Origin of the sequence: Kribbella turkmenica, from assembly GCF_004348725.1 — a bacterium.
GTDB classification, from domain to species: Bacteria; Actinomycetota; Actinomycetes; order Propionibacteriales; family Kribbellaceae; genus Kribbella; species Kribbella turkmenica.
Genome location: NZ_SMKR01000101.1, coordinates 1 through 20,495 on the forward strand (window position 1 = coordinate 1; position 20,495 = coordinate 20,495).

The 20,495-nt window shown below is 66.7% G+C and carries 14 protein-coding genes and 3 rRNA genes; 3 read left to right on the forward strand and 14 right to left on the reverse strand.

All coding sequences use genetic code 11. The features are described 5' to 3' along the window. The 6 genes from E1218_RS22205 to E1218_RS22230 form a co-directional block, all read right to left on the reverse strand. Positions 1–604: hypothetical protein (locus E1218_RS22205; RefSeq protein ID WP_202866140.1), on the reverse strand; the 604-nt coding region annotated here is incomplete at its 3' end. Positions 605–1,420: 816 nt separating this feature from the next. Next, positions 1,421–1,538, reverse strand: a 5S ribosomal RNA gene (gene rrf / locus E1218_RS22210). A 156-nt stretch (positions 1,539–1,694) separates the two neighbouring features. Further along, positions 1,695–4,820 (reverse strand): 23S ribosomal RNA (locus E1218_RS22215). A gap of 487 nt (positions 4,821–5,307) precedes the next feature. Then, positions 5,308–6,827, reverse strand: a 16S ribosomal RNA gene (locus E1218_RS22220). Together the 16S, 23S and 5S rRNA genes form the textbook arrangement of a ribosomal RNA operon. A 555-nt stretch (positions 6,828–7,382) precedes the next feature. Beyond that, positions 7,383–8,687, reverse strand: a complete 1,305-nt coding sequence (gene tyrS, locus E1218_RS22225) for a tyrosine--tRNA ligase (RefSeq protein ID WP_132323173.1) — start codon at positions 8,685–8,687, stop codon at positions 7,383–7,385. Positions 8,688–8,736: 49 nt separating this feature from the next. Further along, positions 8,737–9,774 carry an App1 family protein gene (locus E1218_RS22230; RefSeq protein WP_132323175.1) on the reverse strand — a complete coding sequence of 346 codons (1,038 nt, stop codon included), beginning with the start codon at positions 9,772–9,774 and terminating at the stop codon, positions 8,737–8,739. Positions 9,775–9,894: 120 nt separating this feature from the next. Between E1218_RS22230 and E1218_RS22235 the strand changes: the two genes are divergently transcribed. Beyond that, positions 9,895–10,842, forward strand: a complete 948-nt coding sequence (locus E1218_RS22235) for an LLM class flavin-dependent oxidoreductase (protein WP_233712379.1) — start codon at positions 9,895–9,897, stop codon at positions 10,840–10,842. Positions 10,843–10,851: 9 nt separating this feature from the next. On the opposite strand, the gene E1218_RS22240 is transcribed toward E1218_RS22235, so the two are convergent. From E1218_RS22240 to argC, 8 genes are all read right to left on the reverse strand, one after another. Continuing rightward, on the reverse strand, positions 10,852–11,583 hold the full coding sequence (locus E1218_RS22240; protein WP_132323177.1) for a DNA-3-methyladenine glycosylase: 732 nt from the start codon (positions 11,581–11,583) through the stop codon (positions 10,852–10,854). Positions 11,584–11,694: 111 nt separating this feature from the next. Beyond that, the gene (gene argH, locus E1218_RS22245; RefSeq protein ID WP_132323179.1) at positions 11,695–13,110 is read right to left on the reverse strand and encodes an argininosuccinate lyase; all 1,416 of its coding nucleotides are present in this window, start codon (positions 13,108–13,110) and stop codon (positions 11,695–11,697) included. Between the two features lie 12 nt (positions 13,111–13,122). Continuing rightward, positions 13,123–13,635, reverse strand: a complete 513-nt coding sequence (locus E1218_RS22250) for an arginine repressor (RefSeq protein ID WP_132323181.1) — start codon at positions 13,633–13,635, stop codon at positions 13,123–13,125. Further along, a complete protein-coding gene (argF, locus tag E1218_RS22255; protein ID WP_132323183.1) occupies positions 13,632–14,567 on the reverse strand; it encodes an ornithine carbamoyltransferase in 936 nt (311 codons plus the stop codon). Before argF ends, E1218_RS22250 begins: the two co-directional genes overlap by 4 nt. Continuing rightward, positions 14,567–15,766, reverse strand: coding sequence for an acetylornithine transaminase (locus E1218_RS22260; RefSeq protein ID WP_132323185.1), 1,200 nt, complete (start codon positions 15,764–15,766; stop codon positions 14,567–14,569). The genes argF and E1218_RS22260 overlap by 1 nt, the downstream gene beginning before the upstream one ends. A gap of 21 nt (positions 15,767–15,787) precedes the next feature. Then, positions 15,788–16,663 (reverse strand): acetylglutamate kinase, encoded by an 876-nt coding sequence (gene argB, locus E1218_RS22265; protein WP_132323187.1) that lies wholly within the window; start codon positions 16,661–16,663, stop codon positions 15,788–15,790. Continuing rightward, entirely contained in the window at positions 16,660–17,862 is a 1,203-nt protein-coding gene (argJ, locus tag E1218_RS22270; protein ID WP_132323189.1) for a bifunctional glutamate N-acetyltransferase/amino-acid acetyltransferase ArgJ, read from the reverse strand. The genes argB and argJ overlap by 4 nt, the downstream gene beginning before the upstream one ends. After that, the gene (gene argC, locus E1218_RS22275) at positions 17,859–18,890 is read right to left on the reverse strand and encodes an N-acetyl-gamma-glutamyl-phosphate reductase (protein WP_132323191.1); all 1,032 of its coding nucleotides are present in this window, start codon (positions 18,888–18,890) and stop codon (positions 17,859–17,861) included. The genes argJ and argC overlap by 4 nt, the downstream gene beginning before the upstream one ends. Positions 18,891–19,051: 161 nt before the next feature. On the opposite strand from argC, the gene E1218_RS22280 reads away from it, so the two are divergent. Together E1218_RS22280 and E1218_RS22285 are read left to right on the forward strand one after the other, a co-directional pair. Next, positions 19,052–19,603, forward strand: coding sequence for a carboxymuconolactone decarboxylase family protein (locus E1218_RS22280; protein WP_132323193.1), 552 nt, complete (start codon positions 19,052–19,054; stop codon positions 19,601–19,603). Then, the gene (locus E1218_RS22285) at positions 19,600–20,493 is read left to right on the forward strand and encodes an RNA polymerase sigma-70 factor (protein ID WP_132323195.1); all 894 of its coding nucleotides are present in this window, start codon (positions 19,600–19,602) and stop codon (positions 20,491–20,493) included. Before E1218_RS22280 ends, E1218_RS22285 begins: the two co-directional genes overlap by 4 nt. Positions 20,494–20,495 lie beyond the last annotated feature (2 nt).

Genomic DNA, 20,495 nt, shown 5'->3' on the forward strand with positions numbered 1-20,495 from the left:
TCTCGACGGTACCCACCGCCGGACCCCGCGCGCTCGACCCGTCCGCCCCGATCATCCCGCCGGTACCCGCCGGCAGACCCCGGGCGTTCGTCACGCGCACCACGCTCGCCCCGCTGGTAACCACCACCGGACCCCGCGCGCTCGTCACGCCCACCACGCTCGTCCCGCCGGTACCCGCCGCCAGAACCCGCGCGATCATCCCGCCGGAATCCCCCACCGGAACGCTCATCACGCCCGCCGGGACGCCCGGAGCCACCGGCCCGATCGTCCCGCCCGCGATAGCCACCTGAGCGATCGTCACGGCTGTCACCACCGCGGTAACCACCGGACCGGTCATCCCGCCTCTCGCCACCGCGGTAACCGCCTGAACGGTCGTCTCGGCTGTCACCACCGCGGTAACCACCGGACCGGTCATCCCGCCTCTCGCCACCGCGGTAGCCACCTGAGCGATCGTCACGGCTGTCACCACCGCGGTAACCACCGGACCGGTCATCCCGCCTGTCACCACCGCGGTAGCCACCTGAGCGATCGTCACGGCTGTCACCACCGCGGTAACCACCGGACCGGTCGTCGCGGCCGGACCCACGTCCGCCGCGGTCGTCACGCTCTCCCCGACCGGACAACTGACCACGGAAGGGATCGCGCTCGGACGTGTCGTCCCGCCGGGACCCGGCAAACCCACGCCTGTTCTCGTCGCGATCCCGCTCGTCCCGGTAGGACCCACCGGCACGCGAACCACCCCGCGGAGCACCCGATCGAGGGCTGTCCCCCCGGCTCGAAGCCCCGCGATGCCCACCAGAACCCGACCGGCCGCCGGCACCGCCAGACCGCCCACCGGATCCACCGGGACCACCGGAACCGCCGGCACCCGAGCCGGACCGACCGCCGCTCGAGCCGCCACCGAACCCCGAACGCCCGCCGGAGCCCGATCCCCCACCGAAGTTCGAACGACCGGAGCCGGAGCGCCCGCCACCGTCACGACCGGAACGGCCGCTGCCTCCGGAGGAACCGCGACGGTCCCCGGAACCGGAGCGAGGATTGCGAGGTGGCGTCGCCACGTTGACTCCTAAGGTGCTGTAGTTACTTACTGAAGCAGGTGCTGTAGTTACTGAAGCTCGATCGAGCAGTTGCGCCGCAGTCGCCCGCAGTGCATGGACTGCAGTGCATGGACAAAGACCTAAGGTACCGCCGCGCACCGTGTGCCCTGACATCCACTCCCACGTACTTGGGTGGGGCAGCCGTTCCGGGGTGGCGGTTCAGCGGTCTCGGCTGCTGGTCGGGTGGTGGGCGGTGCCGTGGCTGTCAGGTTGCCGGTCGGTCAGGTCTGTTGGCGCGTGCCGGGGAAGCGGGGGTGGCTTCCGGTTGGTGGGGGGAAATGTTAAGGGCCACCCCGGATGGGGTGGCCCTTAACAGTGTGAATGTCCGGCGGCGTCCTACTCTCCCACGACCTCCCGGTCGCAGTACCATCGGCGCTGTTGGGCTTAACTTCCAGGTTCGGAATGGAGACTGGGTGTTTCCCCGACGCTATGGCCACCGAAACTCTATGGAAATATCAATCAACCACTCGTTGCGGGTCACAACACCCCGGTTTGGGGTGTTGGTTGCTGGGGTTGACCGTATTTCGGGAACCGTACAGTGGACGCGAGTTACTTTGGAGCGCAGCTTGTGGTGTTGTCCCACCGGTTGGGTGGGTGTGTGACAAGCCCTCGGCCTATTAGTACCAGTCAGCTGCACACGTTGCCGTGCTTCCACTTCTGGCCTATCAACCCAGTGGTCTACTGGGGGCCTTACCCGGTTGTCCCGGTGGGAGACCTCATCTTGAAGCGTGCTTCCCGCTTAGATGCTTTCAGCGGTTATCACTCCCGAACGTAGCCAACCAGCCGTGCTCCTGGCGGAACAACTGGCACACCAGAGGTTCGTCCACCCCGGTCCTCTCGTACTAGGGGCAGCCCTTCTCAAGTCTCCTGCGCGCGCAGCGGATAGGGACCGAACTGTCTCACGACGTTCTAAACCCAGCTCGCGTGCCGCTTTAATGGGCGAACAGCCCAACCCTTGGGACCTACTCCAGCCCCAGGATGCGACGAGCCGACATCGAGGTGCCAAACCATCCCGTCGATATGGACTCTTGGGGAAGATCAGCCTGTTATCCCCGGGGTACCTTTTATCCGTTGAGCGACGGTGCTCCCACATGCCACCGCCGGATCACTAGTTCCGACTTTCGTCCCTGCTCGACATGTCTGTCTCACAGTCAAGCTCCCTTGTGCACTTACACTCGACACCTGATTGCCAACCAGGCTGAGGGAACCTTTGAGCGCCTCCGTTACCTTTTAGGAGGCGACCGCCCCAGTCAAACTACCCACCAGGCACTGTCCCTGATCCGGATAACGGACCAAAGTTAGACAGCCAGAACAACCAGAGTGGTATTTCAACGATGACTCCACCCGAACTGGCGTCCGAGCTTCACAGTCTCCCACCTATCCTACACAAGTTGTACCGACCACCAATACCAAGTTGTAGTAAAGGTCCCGGGGTCTTTCCGTCCTGCTGCGCGTAACGAGCATCTTTACTCGTAATGCAATTTCGCCGAGTCCATGGTTGAGACAGCGCCCAAGTCGTTACGCCATTCGTGCAGGTCGGAACTTACCCGACAAGGAATTTCGCTACCTTAGGATGGTTATAGTTACCACCGCCGTTTACTGGCGCTTAAGTTCAAAGCTTCGCCGGCCGAAACCAGCTAACCTGTCCCCTTAACGTTCCAGCACCGGGCAGGCGTCAGTCCGTATACATCGAATTACTTCTTCGCACGGACCTGTGTTTTTAGTAAACAGTCGCTTGGGCCTGGTCTCTGCGGCCATCACCGCTTCCCCCAGCAAGTGGGGTAACGGATCCGGCCCCCCTTCTCCCGAAGTTACGGGGGCATTTTGCCGAGTTCCTTAACCATGGTTCACTCGATCGCCTTGGTATTCTCTACCTGATCACCTGTGTCGGTTTGGGGTACGGGCGGCTCTAACACTCACTGCGAAGTTTTTCTCGGCAGCATGGGATCATCCACTTCCCCTGAACGGGTCCGCCTCGGCTCTCAGGCACATGAGACACGGATTTGCCTATGCCTCGCCCTACCACCTTGCCCGCGGATCAGCTTGCGCCTACCATCGCCGCGGTTGGACTACCCTCCTGCGTCACTCCTCAGTGCACCTACTACCACCTCGGGTCACCAACGCCGGCTCCTCCGTCCGAAGACATCAGAACCTAGTTGGCTTAGCATCAGTAGGTTCGGTCGGGTCGTGTTAATGCCGGTACGGGAATATCAACCCGTTGTCCATCGACTACGCCTGTCGGCCTCGCCTTAGGTCCCGACTTACCCAGGGCAGATTAGCTTGACCCTGGAACCCTTGATCATCCGGCGGACGGGTTTCTCACCCGTCATTCGCTACTCATGCCTGCATTCTCACTCGTGCAGCATCCACAACTCCATCACTAGGCTGCTTCACACGCTGCACGACGCTCCCCTACCCATCCACACACCTGGACCACACCCGAAAGTGAGGCCGAGTACAAGTATGAATGCCACAGCTTCGGCGGATTGCTTGAGCCCCGCTACATTGTCGGCGCGGAATCACTTGACCAGTGAGCTATTACGCACTCTTTCAAGGGTGGCTGCTTCTAAGCCAACCTCCTGGTTGTCTGGGCAACTCCACATCCTTTTCCACTTAGCAATCGCTTAGGGGCCTTAGCTGGTGATCTGGGCTGTTTCCCTCTCGACTACGGAGCTTATCCCCCGCAGTCTCACTGCCGCGCTCTCACTTACCGGCATTCGGAGTTTGGCTGATTTCGGTAAGCCGGTAAGCCCCCTAGACCATCCAGTGCTCTACCTCCGGTAAGAAACACGCGACGCTGCACCTATATGCATTTCGGGGAGAACCAGCTATCACGGAGTTTGATTGGCCTTTCACCCCTATCCACAGGTCATCCCCCAGGTTTTCAACCCTGGTGGGTTCGGTCCTCCACGCGGTCTTACCCACGCTTCAACCTGCCCATGGATAGATCACTCCGCTTCGGGTCTAGAGCATGCGACTCAAACGCCCTATTCAGACTCGCTTTCGCTACGGCTACCCCACACGGGTTAACCTCGCCACACACCACTAACTCGCAGGCTCATTCTTCAAAAGGCACGCCGTCACACCCCACAAGGAGATGCTCCGACGGATTGTAGGCAACCGGTTTCAGGTACTATTTCACTCCCCTCCCGGGGTACTTTTCATCTTTCCCTCACGGTACTAGTCCGCTATCGGTCACCAAGAAGTATTTAGGCTTAGCGGGTGGTCCCGCCAGATTCACACGGGATTTCAAGAGTCCCGTGCTACTTGGGAAAACACTCGGAAGTCGCTGTCTTACGCCTACGGGGCCATAACCCACTACGGCTCAACATTCCAGAAGATTCGACTTCAACAGCGATTTATAACTCCCCGACACCACGGCATTAGTGTCTGAATGCTCCCACAACCCCACATGCGCAACGCACGCCGGCTATCACACGCACATGGTTTAGCCTCATCCGCTTTCGCTCGCCACTACTCACGGAATCACAATTGTTTTCTCTTCCTGCGGGTACTGAGATGTTTCACTTCCCCGCGTTCCCTCCAGAACCCTATGTGTTCAGGCACTGGTAACTGGCTTTAGAATGCCAGCTGGGTTTCCCCATTCGGACACCCCCGGATCACAGCTTGGTTGCCAACTCCCCGGGGCTTATCGCAGGCTCCAACGTCCTTCATCGGCTCTTGGTGCCAAGACATCCACCGATTGCCCTTAGTAGCTTGTCACAACAACAAAACAAACAAAATCGCTACAAAGAGATGCTCGCGTCCACTATACAGTTCTCAAAATACGGGCAGGAAAACCAGCCCCACAACCACCACCCACCAGACAAGAACACCATCCAGGGAAACAACACACCCATCAAGCGAACCCACCAGGCAGTTTGGTGAGAGCCGGCCCCAGCCACCAACCACACCCACTCACAACAAGCCGGTGTAACCGTGACCCAGAAAAACCAGTCCACATCTCCACAGAGACCCAGCCCGATTCCTCAGGACCCAACAGCGCGCCTCGAAACCTTCCTCCACCCAAACCCCGCGTTCCACGCCACCGCCCCGAAGGACACCAGCAGTACTAACGGACCAGGTATCAGTCCGAATCTAATGGTCAATGTTCCACAGTCCGAAGCACCATCACCCCGAGACGAACGCCCGGGCAGTGATGAATGGACAGGCACACTCTCTACGAGCGACCTGCCTCAGTGCTCCTTAGAAAGGAGGTGATCCAGCCGCACCTTCCGGTACGGCTACCTTGTTACGACTTCGTCCTAATCGCCAGCCCCACCTTCGACAGCTCCCTCCCACAAGGGGTTAGGCCACCGGCTTCGGGTGTTGCCGACTTTCATGACGTGACGGGCGGTGTGTACAAGGCCCGGGAACGTATTCACCGCAGCGTTGCTGATCTGCGATTACTAGCGACTCCGACTTCATGGGGTCGAGTTGCAGACCCCAATCCGAACTGAGACCGGCTTTTTGGGATTCGCTCCACTTTACAGTTTCGCAGCCCTTTGTACCGGCCATTGTAGCATGCGTGAAGCCCTGGACATAAGGGGCATGATGACTTGACGTCATCCCCACCTTCCTCCGAGTTGACCCCGGCAGTCTCCTATGAGTCCCCACCATAACGTGCTGGCAACATAGGACGAGGGTTGCGCTCGTTGCGGGACTTAACCCAACATCTCACGACACGAGCTGACGACAGCCATGCACCACCTGTATAGGACCCTTACGGACCTCCCATCTCTGGGAGATTTCCCTATATGTCAAACCCAGGTAAGGTTCTTCGCGTTGCATCGAATTAATCCGCATGCTCCGCCGCTTGTGCGGGCCCCCGTCAATTCCTTTGAGTTTTAGCCTTGCGGCCGTACTCCCCAGGCGGGGCGCTTAATGCGTTAGCTGCGGCACGGAGGACGTGGAATGTCCCCCACACCTAGCGCCCAACGTTTACGGCGTGGACTACCAGGGTATCTAATCCTGTTCGCTACCCACGCTTTCGCTCCTCAGCGTCAGGTAAGGCCCAGAGAGCCGCCTTCGCCACCGGTGTTCTTCCTGATATCTGCGCATTCCACCGCTACACCAGGAGTTCCGCTCTCCCCTGCCTACCTCTAGTCTGCCCGTATCGGAAGCAGGCTCGGAGTTAAGCTCCGAGTTTTCACTCCCGACGTGACGAACCGCCTACGAGCCCTTTACGCCCAATAATTCCGGACAACGCTCGGACCCTACGTATTACCGCGGCTGCTGGCACGTAGTTGGCCGGTCCTTCTTCTGCAGGTACCGTCACTCTCGCTTCGTCCCTGCTGAAAGAGGTTTACAACCCGAAGGCCGTCATCCCTCACGCGGCGTTGCTGCGTCAGACTTTCGTCCATTGCGCAATATTCCCCACTGCTGCCTCCCGTAGGAGTCTGGGCCGTGTCTCAGTCCCAGTGTGGCCGGTCGCCCTCTCAGGCCGGCTACCCGTCGACGCCTTGGTAGGCCATTACCCCACCAACAAGCTGATAGGCCGCGAGCCCATCCCCAACCGCCAGAACTTTCAACCACAAACCATGAAGCCCGTGATGATATCCGGTATTAGACCCCGTTTCCGAGGCTTATCCCGAAGTTGAGGGTAGGTTGCTCACGTGTTACTCACCCGTTCGCCGCTCGTGTACCCCCGAAGGGGCCTTACCGCTCGACTTGCATGTGTTAAGCACGCCGCCAGCGTTCGTCCTGAGCCAGGATCAAACTCTCCGTTGAAATCTATAAGTCAACCACAACCCAAAGGCCATGGAAAACAGACCCACAAAAAGCGATCCTCTGAACCAGAAACAAATCAAACTGACTTGAATCCATACAAAATTTCAAAGGAATCCGCCACAGACACAAACAAACCCACACCCACAACCACAAAAGCCGGGGCCCAGGAAACGTTCAATGCCCATGAACGGGGAAAATGCATCTTTCGGCACGCTGTTGAGTTCTCAAGAATCGGACGCACACCGCATCATGACCTTTCGGCCAGGATTCCGGGGCAACCTGCGCTACCTTACCGGAGCAGATCCACCGAGTCAAGCCCGATTTTCTGGCTCCCCACCCTGCGGGAGCTACCGCCCCGCGTCAGACAACGCGGTTCGGCTCAGCTAGCCTTGGGGGGTTCGGAGCGACCGGCCGCTCTCGCGTCCCGCGCCTCGCTCCAACAAGAAGAACATTACGTGGCTCCCAGGTGGCCGGTCAAATCGGTTCCCGGTGGGCAGGATCACATGGTTGTAATTTGCTCTCGGCCTCCGGTTTGTGGGAGTGGAGCCGGCGCCATCAGCTGCCCGCCGGCGACGCCAAAACCCCTGCAAACGAACGCTTCCCGCGCCGCAGCACCAGCACGCCACCAGGCAGCAGGTCGCCGGACCCCGGCACGTACTCGGCGTCCTTCACCTTCTCGTTGTTGAGGTACCCGCCGCCCTCGGCCACCGTCCTGCGTGCGGCCGACTTGCTGGCGACCAGGCCGGACTTCACCAGCAGGTCGCCGTACGTCGGCATCGGCTCGCCGGCGCCCAGTTCGACATGGGGTGCTTCGCGTAGTGCGGCAACCAGTGTGGTGCCGTCGAGAAGGGCGAGCTCCCCCTGGCCGAAGAGCGCCTTCGACGCCTCCTGCACTCTCCTGGTCTCCTCCTCGCCGTGCACCAGTGTGGTGATGTCCTCGGCGAGGAGTCGTTGCGCCTCTCGCGCTTGCGGGCGCTCAGCCGTCGCCTGCTCGAGCGCGGCGATCTCCTCCGGCGTCCTGAACGTGTAGAACCGCACCAGTTGCATCACGTCGCGGTCGTCGGTGTTGAACCAGAACTGGTAGAACGCGTACGGCGACGTCAGCTCCCGATCCAGCCACACGGTCCCGGACTCGGTCTTGCCGAATTTCGTCCCGTCGGCCTTGGTCACGAGCGGTGTGGCCAGCGCATGCGCCTTGCCGGCCTCGGTACGGCGGATGAGCTCGACACCCGCCGTCAGGTTGCCCCACTGGTCGCTGCCACCGGTCTGCAGTGTGCAGTTGTGCCGACGGTAGAGCTCCAGGTAGTCCAGCGACTGCAGAAGCACGTAACTGAACTCGGTGTAGCTGATCCCCTGCTCCAGCCGCGCCTTCACCACCTCGCGGCCGAGCATCCGGTTCACCGGGAAGTGCTTGCCGATGTCCCGGAGGAAGTCGAGCGTGTTGAGGTCCTTGGTCCAGTCGTAGTTGTTGACGATGCGACCGGGGTTCGGCAGGGCGGAGTCGAAGTCGATGAACCTCTCCACCTGTCCGCGAACCTTCTCGACCCACTGCTGGACGACGTCCTTCGGGTTCAGCACCCGCTCGGAGCTCTCCTTGGGGTCGCCGATCAGACCGGTGGCCCCGCCGACGAGCCCGATCGGGTTGTGGCCGGCCAACTGGAGGCGTCGCAGCGTCAGCAACTGGAGCAGGTTACCCATGTGCAGGCTGGGGGCGGTCGGGTCGAAGCCGACGTAGGAGGTGATCGGTCCGGCCGCCATCGCGGCCCGCAGGGCGTCGGGATCGGTGGTGTGCGCGATCAGGCCGCGGCTGTCCAGGTCGTCGAGCACCTGGGTGCGGCGTTCGGTCCCGCTGTCGGTCACTTGTCTCTCCTCGAGTACGTCGGTCGGCTACAAGTGTCCTGTATGTGGGTCAGCCCGGGTCCGGGCGGGTCAGCACGGCCTGCAACTGGGGCCGGAGCGCGTGGCCGTCCGGAGCGTGCACCGTGGCGGCGTTGGGCCGCTGGGGGTCGTGGGCGCCCGGATCCTGGTTCGGTACCGGGAGACCGTGGGACAGGACCTGCTCGGCCGGGGTGAGCTGGCGGATGCCGATCGCCCGGACGTGATCCGGGTGAGTCTGCGCGAAGTCGCCGTACAACTGGGGGTCGTGCTGGCCGTCGTCGCCGATCAGGACCCAGCGGACGTTCGGGAACTCGGCAGCCAGCCGGCGCAGCGAGTTGCGCTTGTGCTCCTGGCCGCTGCGGAACCAGCCGGTGTTGGTCGGCCCCCAGTCCGTGAGCAGCAACGGCCCGGCCGGGTAGCCGTGACGCGCCAGGAAGCGGGTCAGCGTCGGCGCGGTGTTCCAGGCGCCGGTGGAGAGGTAGAAGATGGGCGCACCTGGGTGGTCTGCCAGGAGGGCGGCGTACATCTCCGCCATACCCGGTACGACGCGACGCGCCTGCTCGTCCCGGACGAACGTGTTCCAGGCGGCGATCAGCGGACGCGGCAGCATCGTCAGCATGACCGTGTCGTCGATGTCGCTGACCAGCCCGAGAGTGGCGTCCGGATCGGGCACGTAGACACGGCCACGGGCCTCGCGCTCGCCGTGCACGCCCAGGTTGATCTCGTGCCAGCCGGGCGGCAGCACGACCGGCACGGTCAGGTCGACGAAGCCGCCACGGTCGGTCATGGCCTCGAACGTCTCGCCGCCGACGGTGACGGTGACCTTCACCTTGGTCGCCGGCGCGGTCACGAAGACGCGCCAGCCGCGCACCACCTGGTCCTCGTCGAACCGCGGCTGGCTGCGGGGGTCCCGGCTCAGCACGACGCGCGCCATCACCCGCACGAACTGCGTGGTGCCGTAGCCGACATGCGGGATGATCCGTTCCCGCCAGCCGCGACGCCGCAGGAGCGCCTGCACTCCCAGATTGAACCAGTCCTCGAGACGGGACGCGTAGTGCGGACGGGCCATAGTCCGAAACCTACCCGGACACCGGGCCGATACGCCTGCTGCCCCGCGGCCCGGGAAGAGCTTCACCGAACCCCTGGATGCCTTCGAGAACTGTCGGCGGCCGCCTCTACGGTTCTGCGCATGACACAGATCGGCATGTGCTTCCCGCGGACCTACCCTGCCGCCCTGGTGACCGACGTCGCCCGCCGCCTCGACCAGGGTGGTGCGGACGAGCTGTGGATCATCGAGGACTGCTTCTACACCGCCGGGCCCTCGCTGGTCTCGGCCGCGCTCACGTCGACCGAGCGGCTGACGGTCGGTCTCGGCATCGTGCCGGCGGTCGCGCGGACCGCTGCCGTCACCGCGATGGAGTTCGCCACGCTGGACGCGCTCGCGCCCGGCCGGTTCCTGCCCGGGATCGGCCACGGCGTGCAGGAGTGGATGGGCCAGATGGGCGTCCGGCCGAAGTCGCCGCTGACCGCGCTGGAGGAGGTCACCACGGCGGTCTCCCGGCTCCTGGCCGGCGAGAACGTGACGGTCGAAGGCACGACGGTCCACCTGAAGGACGTGCAGCTGGACGCGCCGCCGACCGAGCCGCCGCCGATCCTGCTCGGGGTGATGGGTCCGAAGTCGATGGCCCTCGCAGGTCGCGTCGGTGGCGGGATCGTCCTGGCCGAGCCTGCGACGCCGGCGTACGTGCGGCAGTCGATCGAGTACGCCGGTTCGCCGGAGGGGTTCGTGGTCGCGGTGTTCAGCGCGTTCTGTGTGCGCGAGGACCGGACGTCGGCGTACGAGTGGACCGCGCCGTGGCTGGGCGTGCGGCTCGAGGAGAACCACCCGGGGCTGAAGGCGCTGCCGTTCTACGACGAGATGAGGAAGTTGTACGACGAGTCCGGCGCCGACGGCCTGGTCGGCATGCCGGCGGACTGGTGGACCGACATCGGCGCGGTGGGGACGCTCGACGACGCGGCCGCGCACATCGACGCGCTGGAGTCGGCCGGCGTGCACCACATCGGCCTGTTCCCGGACCCGGAGGTAGCGCACGGGATGCCACAACTCGACCACGTGCTGGCGCTCGCCAACCGCTGACGGCCCGGGTCAGGCGCGGCGCTTGGGGACGTGCGGGCGGTACGGCGAGACGGTCGGGTCGTCCGGGATCCAGAAACGCCAGGGGCGGCCGGCGGCTTCGCGGAGGCCGACGCGCGGGCCGGTGGCCGGTTCGCCGTCGAACCCGGGTCCGGGAAGCAACTGGATGTGCGAGGTCCTGGAGAGCAGGTCGGCGCCGTTGTCGTCCCGGCCGATGCCGAGAGCCATGCACATCCGGGCCGGGCCGCGGGCAAGGTCGCGGTCCGGGTTCCCGTTCGGCCGCTTGGCGACCGGTCCGGGCAGTACGCCGTTCGCGCCGGCCGACGGAACTCCGACCGACCGAACTCCGGCCGGCCGGACACCCGTGGAGTGGTTGAACTTGCCCGCGGGCGTGCTGGGAAGCCGGCGGGCACGGGCCAGGTCGAGGCCTTCGACGATCTCGCCGGCCCGGAGCAGGACGGCCGACGGCTGTCCGTCCGGGCCGGCGCTGACGTTCATGCAGAAGTGCATGCCGTAGGTGAAGTACACGTACAGGAACCCGGCGGGCCCGAACATCACCGTGTTGCGCGGTGTCTGGCCGCGGTACGCGTGCGAGCCCGGGTCGGACGGGCCGTCGTACGCCTCGACCTCGGTGAGGCGGACCGCGACCGTGCCCTCGTCGGTGGTGCTGCGCAGGACCATGCCGAGAAGCTTCGGGGCCACGTCGAGGACGGGACCCGCGAGCAGCGAGCGGCGTACAGACATGCGCAGCACCCTAGGCGACGCGGTCCGGCGGAGACTCCGCCGGGCCACCGCACACCGTGGTCTCGGGCGGGACGCCCGGCGCGAGCCCCCGAGCGAGGCGGACGTGGGCCCTCAGGCGAGGCGCTCGGCATGAGTCGCCGCGCGGGCGCGCAGCTCGGTGAGCTGCTCGGCGACGCGGTCCCCCGCGGTCCCGCCGCGGGTGTTCCGGGACGCGAGCGACCCCTCCACCGTCAGCACCGACCGCACCTGCGGCGTCAGTTCCGGTGAGATCGCGGCCAGGTCGGAGTCGGACAGGTCCCACAGCTCGATCCTGCGCTTCTCACACTCCTGCACGCACGCGCCGGCGACCTCGTGGGCGACCCGGAACGGCACCTTCTGCCGGACCAGCCACTCCGCGATGTCGGTGGCGAGCGAGAACCCCTGCGGCGCCAGCTCCTCCAGCCGCGTGGTGTTGAAACGCAGCGTGCGGACCATTCCGGTGAACGCCGGCAGCAGGACCTCGAGGGTGTCGATGGAGTCGAAGACCGGCTCCTTGTCCTCCTGCAGGTCCCGGTTGTACGCCAGCGGCTGCGCCTTCAGCGTGGCCAGCAGACCGCTCAGGTTGCCGATCAGCCGGCCGGCCTTGCCACGGGCGAGCTCGGCGATGTCCGGATTCTTCTTCTGCGGCATGATGCTCGACCCGGTCGAGAACGCGTCGTCCAGCTCGACGAAGCCGAACTCCTTCGTCGCCCAGATGATCACCTCCTCGGCCTGCCGGGACAGGTCGACGCCGACCTGCGCGGTGACGAAGGCGAACTCCGCCACGAAGTCGCGGGCCGCGGTCCCGTCGATCGAGTTCGCCGAGGAGTCGGTGAAGCCGAGCTCCAGGGCGACGTACTGCGGGTCCAGGCCGAGCGAGCTGCCGGCTAGCGCGCCCGAGCCGTACGGCGAGTCGGCCGCGACCCGGGCGTCCCAGTCGGCGAGCCGGTCGAGGTCGCGGATCAGCGGCCAGGCGTGCGCGAGCAGGTGATGCGAGAGCAGGACCGGCTGCGCGTGCTGCAGGTGGGTGCGGCCCGGCATCGCGACGCCGAGGTGCTTCTCGGCCTGCTCGGCGAGTGTGTTCACCTGGTCGAGCACGAGCCGGCTGATGATCCGGCCGTGCTCCCGCAGGTAGCCCTTGAACAGCGTGGCGACCTGGTCGTTGCGGGACCGGCCGGCCCGGAGCCGTCCGCCGAGCTCGGCGCCGAGCCGCTCGAGCAGGCCACGCTCCAGCGCGGTGTGCACGTCCTCGTCGTCCTCGGCGGGCAGGAACGTCCCGCCCAGTACGTCGTCCAGCAGCCCGTCCAACCCGGCCAGCATCGCCGACAGGTCGTCGTCGGTCAGCAGCCCGGCCCGATGGAGAACCTTCGCATGCGCCTTCGACCCGGCGATGTCGTACGGCGCCAGCCGCCAGTCGAACTGTGTCGACTTGCTCAGCGCCGCCAGCGCGTCCGCCGGGCCACCCGCGAACCGGCCACCCCAGAGGGCGGCACTTTCTCCGGTACTCAATTCAGCAGATCCTTACTTGGGTTCGCGGGCGGCGAGGGACAGGAAGCGAGCGGCCAGGGCCGGTCCACCTGCGGGGTTGCGGGAGACGACCATGACGGTGTCGTCGCCGGCGATGGTGCCGAGTACGTCGTCCAGTCCCACGTGGTCGATCGCCGACGCGAAGTACTGGGCCGCACCCGGCGGGGTTCGCAGGATGACCAGGTTGGCGCTGCCCTCCGCCGACACGAGCAGCTCCGACGCCACCCGGGCCAGGCGCGCTTCGAACGCGGCGGCCTCGCCGGCTCGCGGCGTACGGTCGCCGCCTTCACCGGGTACGGCGTACACGAGTTGTCCACTGGAGTCGCGGACCTTCACGGCGCCGATCTCGACCAGGTCGCGGGACAGGGTCGCCTGCCCGACGACGAGCCCGGACGCCGCGAGCAGGTCGGCCAACTCGGTCTGCGACCGCACCGGCTGCCGCCCGAGCAGGTCGACGATCCGCTGCTGCCGCGCGGTCTTCGTCGTCGGTACAGCAGCGATGTTCATGCCTCGAAACTCCTTGCCAGCAGCCACGACAGCAGCGCCTTCTGCGCGTGCAGCCGGTTCTCCGCCTCGTCCCAGACGACCGACTGCGGACCGTCGATCACGGCCGCGTCGATCTCCTTGCCACGATAGGCGGGCAGGCAGTGCAGCACGATCGCGTCGGAGCTTGCCTTCGACATCAGTTGCTCGGTCACCGCGTACGGCACGAACGGCGCCTCGCGGTCGGCGGCCTCGGCCTCCTGACCCATCGATACCCAGGTGTCGGTGGCAACGACGTCCGCGCCGTCGACCGCCTCCAGCGCGTCGGCGGTCCACGCGGCCGAGCCGCCTGTCCCGGCCGCGATCGCCCGAGCCCGGTCGAGCACGGCAGGGTCCGGCTGGTACCCGGCCGGCGACCCCACCACGACGTGCATCCCGGCCGTGGCCCCGCCGAGCAGGTACGAGTGCGCCATGTTGTTCGCGCCGTCGCCGAGGTAGACGAGCTTCAGCCCGGCGGTCGTCCCCTTGTGCTGACGGACGGTCAGCAGGTCGGCCAGGATCTGGCAGGGGTGGAACTCGTCGGTCAGCGCGTTCACCACCGGCACCCGCGAGACCGCCGCCATCTCCTCGATCCGGGTCTGCGCGAACGTCCGCCAGACGATCGCCGAGACCTGCCGGTCGAGCACCCGCGCGGTGTCCGCGATCGGCTCACCCCGGCCCAGCTGCGACGTCTGCGCGTCGATGATCAGCGGTACGCCGCCCAGCTCGGCGATCCCGACCGCGAACGAGATCCGCGTCCGGGTCGACGTCTTGTCGAAGATCACCGCGACCGTCTTCGGGCCGGCCAGCGGCTGGTGGCCGAACCGGTCCCCGGCCAACTGCGCGCCCAGCGTCAGCACCTCGTCCTGCTCGACCGGGCTCAGGTCGTCGTCGCGCAGGAAGTGCCGCACGGTCATCAGGCCTCCACCTGGTCCAGCAGCCCCGGGAGGGCCGCGATGAAACTGTCGGCATCAGCCTTGCTCAGGATGTACGGCGGCGCCAGCCGCAACGCGTCCGGGACCGGGTTGTTCACCACGAACCCGGCGTCCAGCGCGAGCGCCGCCACCTGGTCGGAGACCGGCTGGCTGAGCTCGATCGCGAGCAGCAGCCCCCGGCCGCGGACGCCGGCGACCAGCGGATGGTCGAGCGCGATGATCGACGACGCGAGGTGGTTGCCGACGGCATTCACGTTCTCCAGCAGCCCGTCCCGCTCGATCACGGTCAGAACGGCGAGGCCGGCGATCGCCGCGACCGGGTTGCCGCCGAACGTCGTCCCGTGGTTGCCCGGCCGCAGCAGGTCGGCCGCCGGCCCGAGCCCGATGCAGGCGCCGATCGGGATGCCCGCGCCGAGACCCTTGGCGACGGTCACCACGTCCGGCGTGATCCCGTCGGCCTCGTACGCGAACCAGGTCCCGGTCCGCCCGATCCCGGTCTGGATCTCGTCGATCCACAGCAGCGCGCCGTGCTCGGAGGTGATCCGCCGGGCCGCCTGCAGGTACCCCGCCGGTGGTACGACGACGCCGTTCTCCCCCTGGATCGGCTCGAGGACGACGGCGGCGGTGTCGTCGTCGACGGCCGCGGCCAGCGCGTCGGCATCGCCGTACGGGACGAACTCGACGTCGCCGGGCAGCGGCCCGAACGGTTCCCGGTACGCCGGTTTCCAGGTCACCGCGAGCGCGCCCATCGACCGGCCGTGGAAGGCGCCGACGGTGGAGACGATCTTGGTCCGGCCGGTCCGGCGGGTGATCTTGAACGCGGCCTCGTTCGCCTCGGTGCCGGAGTTGGTGAAGAACACCTTGCCCGGGGTGTCGAACAGACCGAGCAGCTTCTCCGCCAGCGCGATCTGCGGCGCGGACGCGAAGAAGTTCGAGACGTGTCCGAGGGTGGCGAGCTGCGAGGTCACCGCGGACACCACGAACGGGTGCGCGTGCCCGAGGCAGTTGACCGCGAGCCCGCCGAGGAGGTCGAGGTACTTGTTGCCGTCGGCATCCCACAGGTACGCGCCCTCGCCGCGGACCAGCACCCGCTTGGGCGCACCGAAGGTGTTCATCAGCGCGTCGGCGTACCGGGCGGTCAGCGCGGACTGCGTGCCGTCGACGGTCAGCAATTCACTCATCGTCGCCCTCGCTTCGCTCGGTCATGACGGGATCACCTGGGTTCCACTTCCGGCGTCGGTGAAGATCTCCAGCAGCAGCGAGTGCGGCACCCGGCCGTCGATCACGGTGGCCCGGGAGACGCCGGACTCGACCGCGCGCAGGCAGGCCTCCATCTTCGGCACCATCCCGGACGAGAGCGACGGCAGCAGCTCGGCGAGCTCGGCAGCGTTGATCTGGGTGATGATCTCGTCGCTGTCCGGCCAGTTCCGGTAGAGCCCGGCCACGTCGGTCAGGACGACGAGCTTCTCGGCACCGAGCGCGGACGCCAGCGCGGCGGCCGCGGTGTCGGCGTTGACGTTGTGCGCCTGGCCGTCCTCGTCCGGCGCGATCGTCGACACCACCGGGATCCGGCCCGCGTCGATCAGGTCGACGACCGCCTCGGGCCGGACGTCGACCACGTCGCCGACCAGCCCGATGTCGACCGACTCGCCGTCGACGATCGCCGTCCGGCGCTCCGCGGTGAACAGGCCGGCGTCCTCGCCGGACATGCCGACCGCGAACGGGCCGTGGGCGTTCAGCAGGCCGACCAGCTCGCGGCCGACCTTGCCGACCAGGACCATGCCGACGACGTCCATCGCCTCCGGCGTGGTGACCCGGAGGCCACCGCGGAACTCGCTGTCGATGCCGAGCCGGCCGAGCATGTCGCTGATCTGCGGCCCGCCGCCGTGCACGACGACGACCCGGACCCCGGCGTACCGGAGGAAGACGATGTCCTCGGCGAACGCGCGCTTCAGCTTCTCGTCGACCATCGCGTTGCCGCCGTACTTCACCACCAGGGTCTTGCCGTGGAACTGCTTCAGCCAGGGCAGAGCCTCGGTCAGTACGGCGGCCTTCTCCACCGCGTCCACATAGGTCATGAGCTGTAGGCCGAGTTCTCTTCGACGTAGGCGTGGGACAGGTCGGTGGTGAGCACGGTCGCCGATGCCGGGCCGGCGTGCAGGTCGATCACCACGTCGATCTCCAGGCCGCTCAGGTCGGCCGCGGAGCGGTCGACGCCCTTGCCGCCGGCGACGCAGATCGGCGCGCCGTTCAGGGTGATGTCGAGCAGGGACGGGTCGAACGCCGTGGGCGCGTTGCCGACCGCCATCGCGATCCGGCCCCAGTTCGGGTCGGAGGCGAAGAAGGCGGTCTTGCACAGGTTGTCCTCGGCCACGATCTTGGCGGCGGCGACCGCCTCGGCCTCGGTGGCCGCGCCCTGGACCGTGATGCTCACGTGCTTGGTGACGCCCTCGGCGTCGGCCTGCAACTGCTTCACCAGGTCGGCGGCCACGGTGGTCAGCGCGGCCTCGAACTCGTCCGGCCCGACCGCCACACCGGACGCCCCCGAGCTGAGCAGGAGCACGGTGTCGTTGGTCGACGTTCCACCGTCGACGTCGAGCCGGTTGAACGTCTTGGCGACCGCGTTGCGGAGCGCGTGGTCGAGATGCGGCTGGTCCAGGACGGCGTCGGTCGTGATGACACTGAGCATCGTCGCCATGTTCGGCGCGCACATCCCGGCGCCCTTCGCGAAGCCGCCGATGCTCCAGCCGCCGGGGTGTCGCAGTGCCGCCTGCTTCGGCACGTTGTCGGTCGTCATGACCGCGGTCGCCGCGGCCAGGCCGTGCTCCGGCGCAGTGCCGAGCGCCTCCACCGCTGCGTCGATCCCGGGGATCAGCGCGGACATCGGCAGCCGCTCGCCGATCAGGCCGGTCGAGCAGACGCCGATCTCGGCCGCGCCGACGCCGAGCACCTCGGCCAGCTTCTCCGCGGTCTTGTGCGTGTCCTGGAAGCCCTCGGGGCCGGTGCACGCGTTCGCACCGCCGGAGTTGAGCACGACGGCCTTCAACTTCCCGGCGGTCAGCACCTGCTGGGACCACAGCACCGGAGCAGCCTTCACCTTGTTGGTGGTGAAGACGCCGGCGGCGACGTCGTGCGGGCCGTCGTTCACGACGACGGTGAGATCCGGCGTACCGGCCGGTTTGATCCCGGCGATCACCCCGGCCGCACGGAAGCCGGCCGGCGCGGTGACCCCGGCGCTCCGATCGACCTGAGTGTCCGGGGTGACTGCGAGCGTCACGGGGCTACTCCTACGAGGGGAAGGGCCAGGGTCTCGTCGAGGCCGGTGGCCAGGTTCATGCACTGCACGGCGGCGCCGGCGGTGCCCTTGGTGAGGTTGTCCATCGTGGCCACGACGACGGCGCGGCCGGTGCGCCGGTCGAGGGCGACCTGCAGTTGCACGGTGTTCGCCCCGAGGGTGGCCTGCGTCTGCGGCCACTGCCCGTCGGGCAGCACGTGCACGAACGGCTCGTCGCGGTAGGCGTCCTCGTAGGCCTTCCGCAGCGCCGCCAGGTCGGTGCCTTCGGCAACCGGTGCGCTGCAGGTGGCGAGGATGCCGCGGGCCATCGGTACGAGCACCGGGGTGAACGAGACGCTCACCGGCCGGTCGGCGTACGGCGTGAGGTTCTGCTCGATCTCCGGGGTGTGCCGGTGGACGCCGCCGACGCCGTACGCGCTGGCCGAGCCCATCACCTCGGCGCCGAGCAGGTGCGGCTTGGGGGCCTTGCCGGCGCCCGACGTACCGCTGACGGCGACGACCACCAACTGACCGGCGTCGACGAGACCGTGCTGTACGGCGGGGAGCAGGGCGAGCGTGGAGACGGTGGGGTAACAGCCCGGCACGGCGACCCGGTTCGTGCCGCGGAGCTTCTCGCGCTGACCGGGCAGCTCCGGAAGTCCGTACGGCCAGGAGCCGGCGTGCTGACCGCCGTAGAACTCGATCCACGCCTCGGCCTCGGTGAGCCGGAAGTCCGCGCCGCAGTCGATCACGGTGACGTCCTCGCCGAGCTGCTCGGCGATTCCGGCGGACTGTCCGTGCGGAAGGGCCAGGAACACGACGTCGTGACCGGCGAGATTCTCCGCCGTGGTCTCGACCAGGATGCGGCCGGCCAACGGCACGAGGTGTGGATGGTGCCGCCCGAGCGCCGTCCCGGCGTTCCCTCCGGCGGTGAGCGCGCCGATCTCGACCCCGGGGTGCACGCTCAGCAGCCGCAGCAGCTCACCCCCCGCATATCCGCTGGCTCCGGCCACCGCCACCTTCACATTCATGTGAATGAGTATGCCAGCAGGTGGAAGAGTATTCAAGATCGGGTACTCGCCGTGAGGTCAACTACCCACTCTGCCCGGTCTCACCGCGAGGTGTGAGCCACGTCATGTCACACACCGCCTCCCGCGCGTGTCCGAAGGGCGACGACGACGAGGAGGTTGTGATGGCTCGGATCTCGCTGGAGCACAGGCGGACCTGGTTCGTCCGGCTGGTGGACTGGGGCAGCCGGCGGAAGTTCGGGAAGGTGATGGATCCCGGGCGGGCGGCGATGCACAACAAGCGGGTACTGGCCTCGATGATGCTGATGGAGGGCTCGGCGGCCCGCTGGACCAAGCTCGATCCGACGCTCAAGGCGCTCGCGGTGATGGTTTCGTCCGCCCGGATCGGCTGCAGCTGGTGCATGGACTTCGGCTACTGGGAGTTCCACCACCAGGGTGTCGACCCGGGGAAGCTGCGCGATGTGCCAGGGTGGCGGGACAGCGACGCCTACACGGATTTGGAGCGCGCGGTGATGGAGTACACCGACGCGATGACCGCGACCCCGCCGCAGGTCACCGACGAGCAGGTCGAGCGGCTGCGCCAGGACCTGAGCGAGGAGCAACTGGTCGAGCTGACCGCCTGGGTGTCGCTGGAGAACTACCGCTCCCGGACCAACGCCGCGCTCGGCCTCACCAGCCAGGGCTTCAAGGAGCTCTGCGATCTGAGGCCGGCGTGACCGACGAGGCGGACGAGCGGCTCGCGCGGGAGTTCGACGAGCACCGGTCGGTGCTCGTCGGCGCCGCGTACCGCGTGGTCGGCAGCGTCTCCGACGCCGAGGACGTGGTCCAGGAGGCCTGGCTGCGCTGGACCGGCGTCGACCACGAGCAGGTCCGCGACACCCGCGCGTACCTGATCCGGATCACCACGCGGCTCGCGCTCAACCGGCTGCGCCAGCAGAAGGCCCGCCGGGAGGAGTACGTCGGCCCGTGGCTGCCCGAACCGATCCCGGCGACGAGCGGCGACGACCCGGCCGCAGCCGTCGAGCTGGCCGACTCGGTGAGCATGGCGATGCTTGTCGTCCTGGAGACGCTGTCGCCGCTCGAGCGGGCGACGTTCGTCCTGCGCGAGGTCTTCGATCTCCCGTACGAGGAGATCGCGGACACCCTCGGCCGGTCGGAGAGCGCCGTCCGGCAGCTCGCGCACCGGGCCCGTGCGCACGTACACGCGCGGCAGCCGAGGCACCGGGTGGACAAGGAGCGGCACAACGAATTGACCATGCGGTTCATGGCGGCGGCCGGCTCGGGCGACTTCGACCAGGTGGTGTCGTTGCTGGCGCCGGACGCGGTGCTGATCAGCGACGGCGGCGGCAAGAAGAAGGCGGCGCTGCGCCCGATCCAGGGTGCGGAGAAGATCGCCCGGTGGATGTTCGGGGTGATCGCCGAGAATCCGCACTTCGAGGTCCGGCCGGCCGCCCTGAACGGCGAGACCGCGTTCATCGCGTACTTCGACGACGAGCCGGACACGGTGACCTTCTTCGAGACCGCCGACGGCGTGATCACCGGACTGTACCTGATTCGCAACCCGGACAAGCTCACCACGGTTCCGACCCTGCACGAGCTCGGCTGAGG

What these genes read in the sequence shown, in the direction of transcription:
- E1218_RS22230 (WP_132323175.1), bottom strand. Translation starts at nt 9,774, where the DNA reads ATGGCCCGTCCGCACTACGCGTCCCGTCTCGAGGACTGGTTCAATCTG.
- E1218_RS22235 (WP_233712379.1), top strand. Translation starts at nt 9,895, where the DNA reads ATGACACAGATCGGCATGTGCTTCCCGCGGACCTACCCTGCCGCCCTG.
- E1218_RS22240 (WP_132323177.1), bottom strand. Translation starts at nt 11,583, where the DNA reads ATGTCTGTACGCCGCTCGCTGCTCGCGGGTCCCGTCCTCGACGTGGCC.
- E1218_RS22250 (WP_132323181.1), bottom strand. Translation starts at nt 13,635, where the DNA reads ATGAACATCGCTGCTGTACCGACGACGAAGACCGCGCGGCAGCAGCGG.
- argF (WP_132323183.1), bottom strand. Translation starts at nt 14,567, where the DNA reads ATGACCGTGCGGCACTTCCTGCGCGACGACGACCTGAGCCCGGTCGAG.
- E1218_RS22260 (WP_132323185.1), bottom strand. Translation starts at nt 15,766, where the DNA reads ATGAGTGAATTGCTGACCGTCGACGGCACGCAGTCCGCGCTGACCGCC.
- argB (WP_132323187.1), bottom strand. Translation starts at nt 16,663, where the DNA reads ATGACCTATGTGGACGCGGTGGAGAAGGCCGCCGTACTGACCGAGGCT.
- argC (WP_132323191.1), bottom strand. Translation starts at nt 18,890, where the DNA reads ATGAATGTGAAGGTGGCGGTGGCCGGAGCCAGCGGATATGCGGGGGGT.
- E1218_RS22280 (WP_132323193.1), top strand. Translation starts at nt 19,052, where the DNA reads ATGGCTCGGATCTCGCTGGAGCACAGGCGGACCTGGTTCGTCCGGCTG.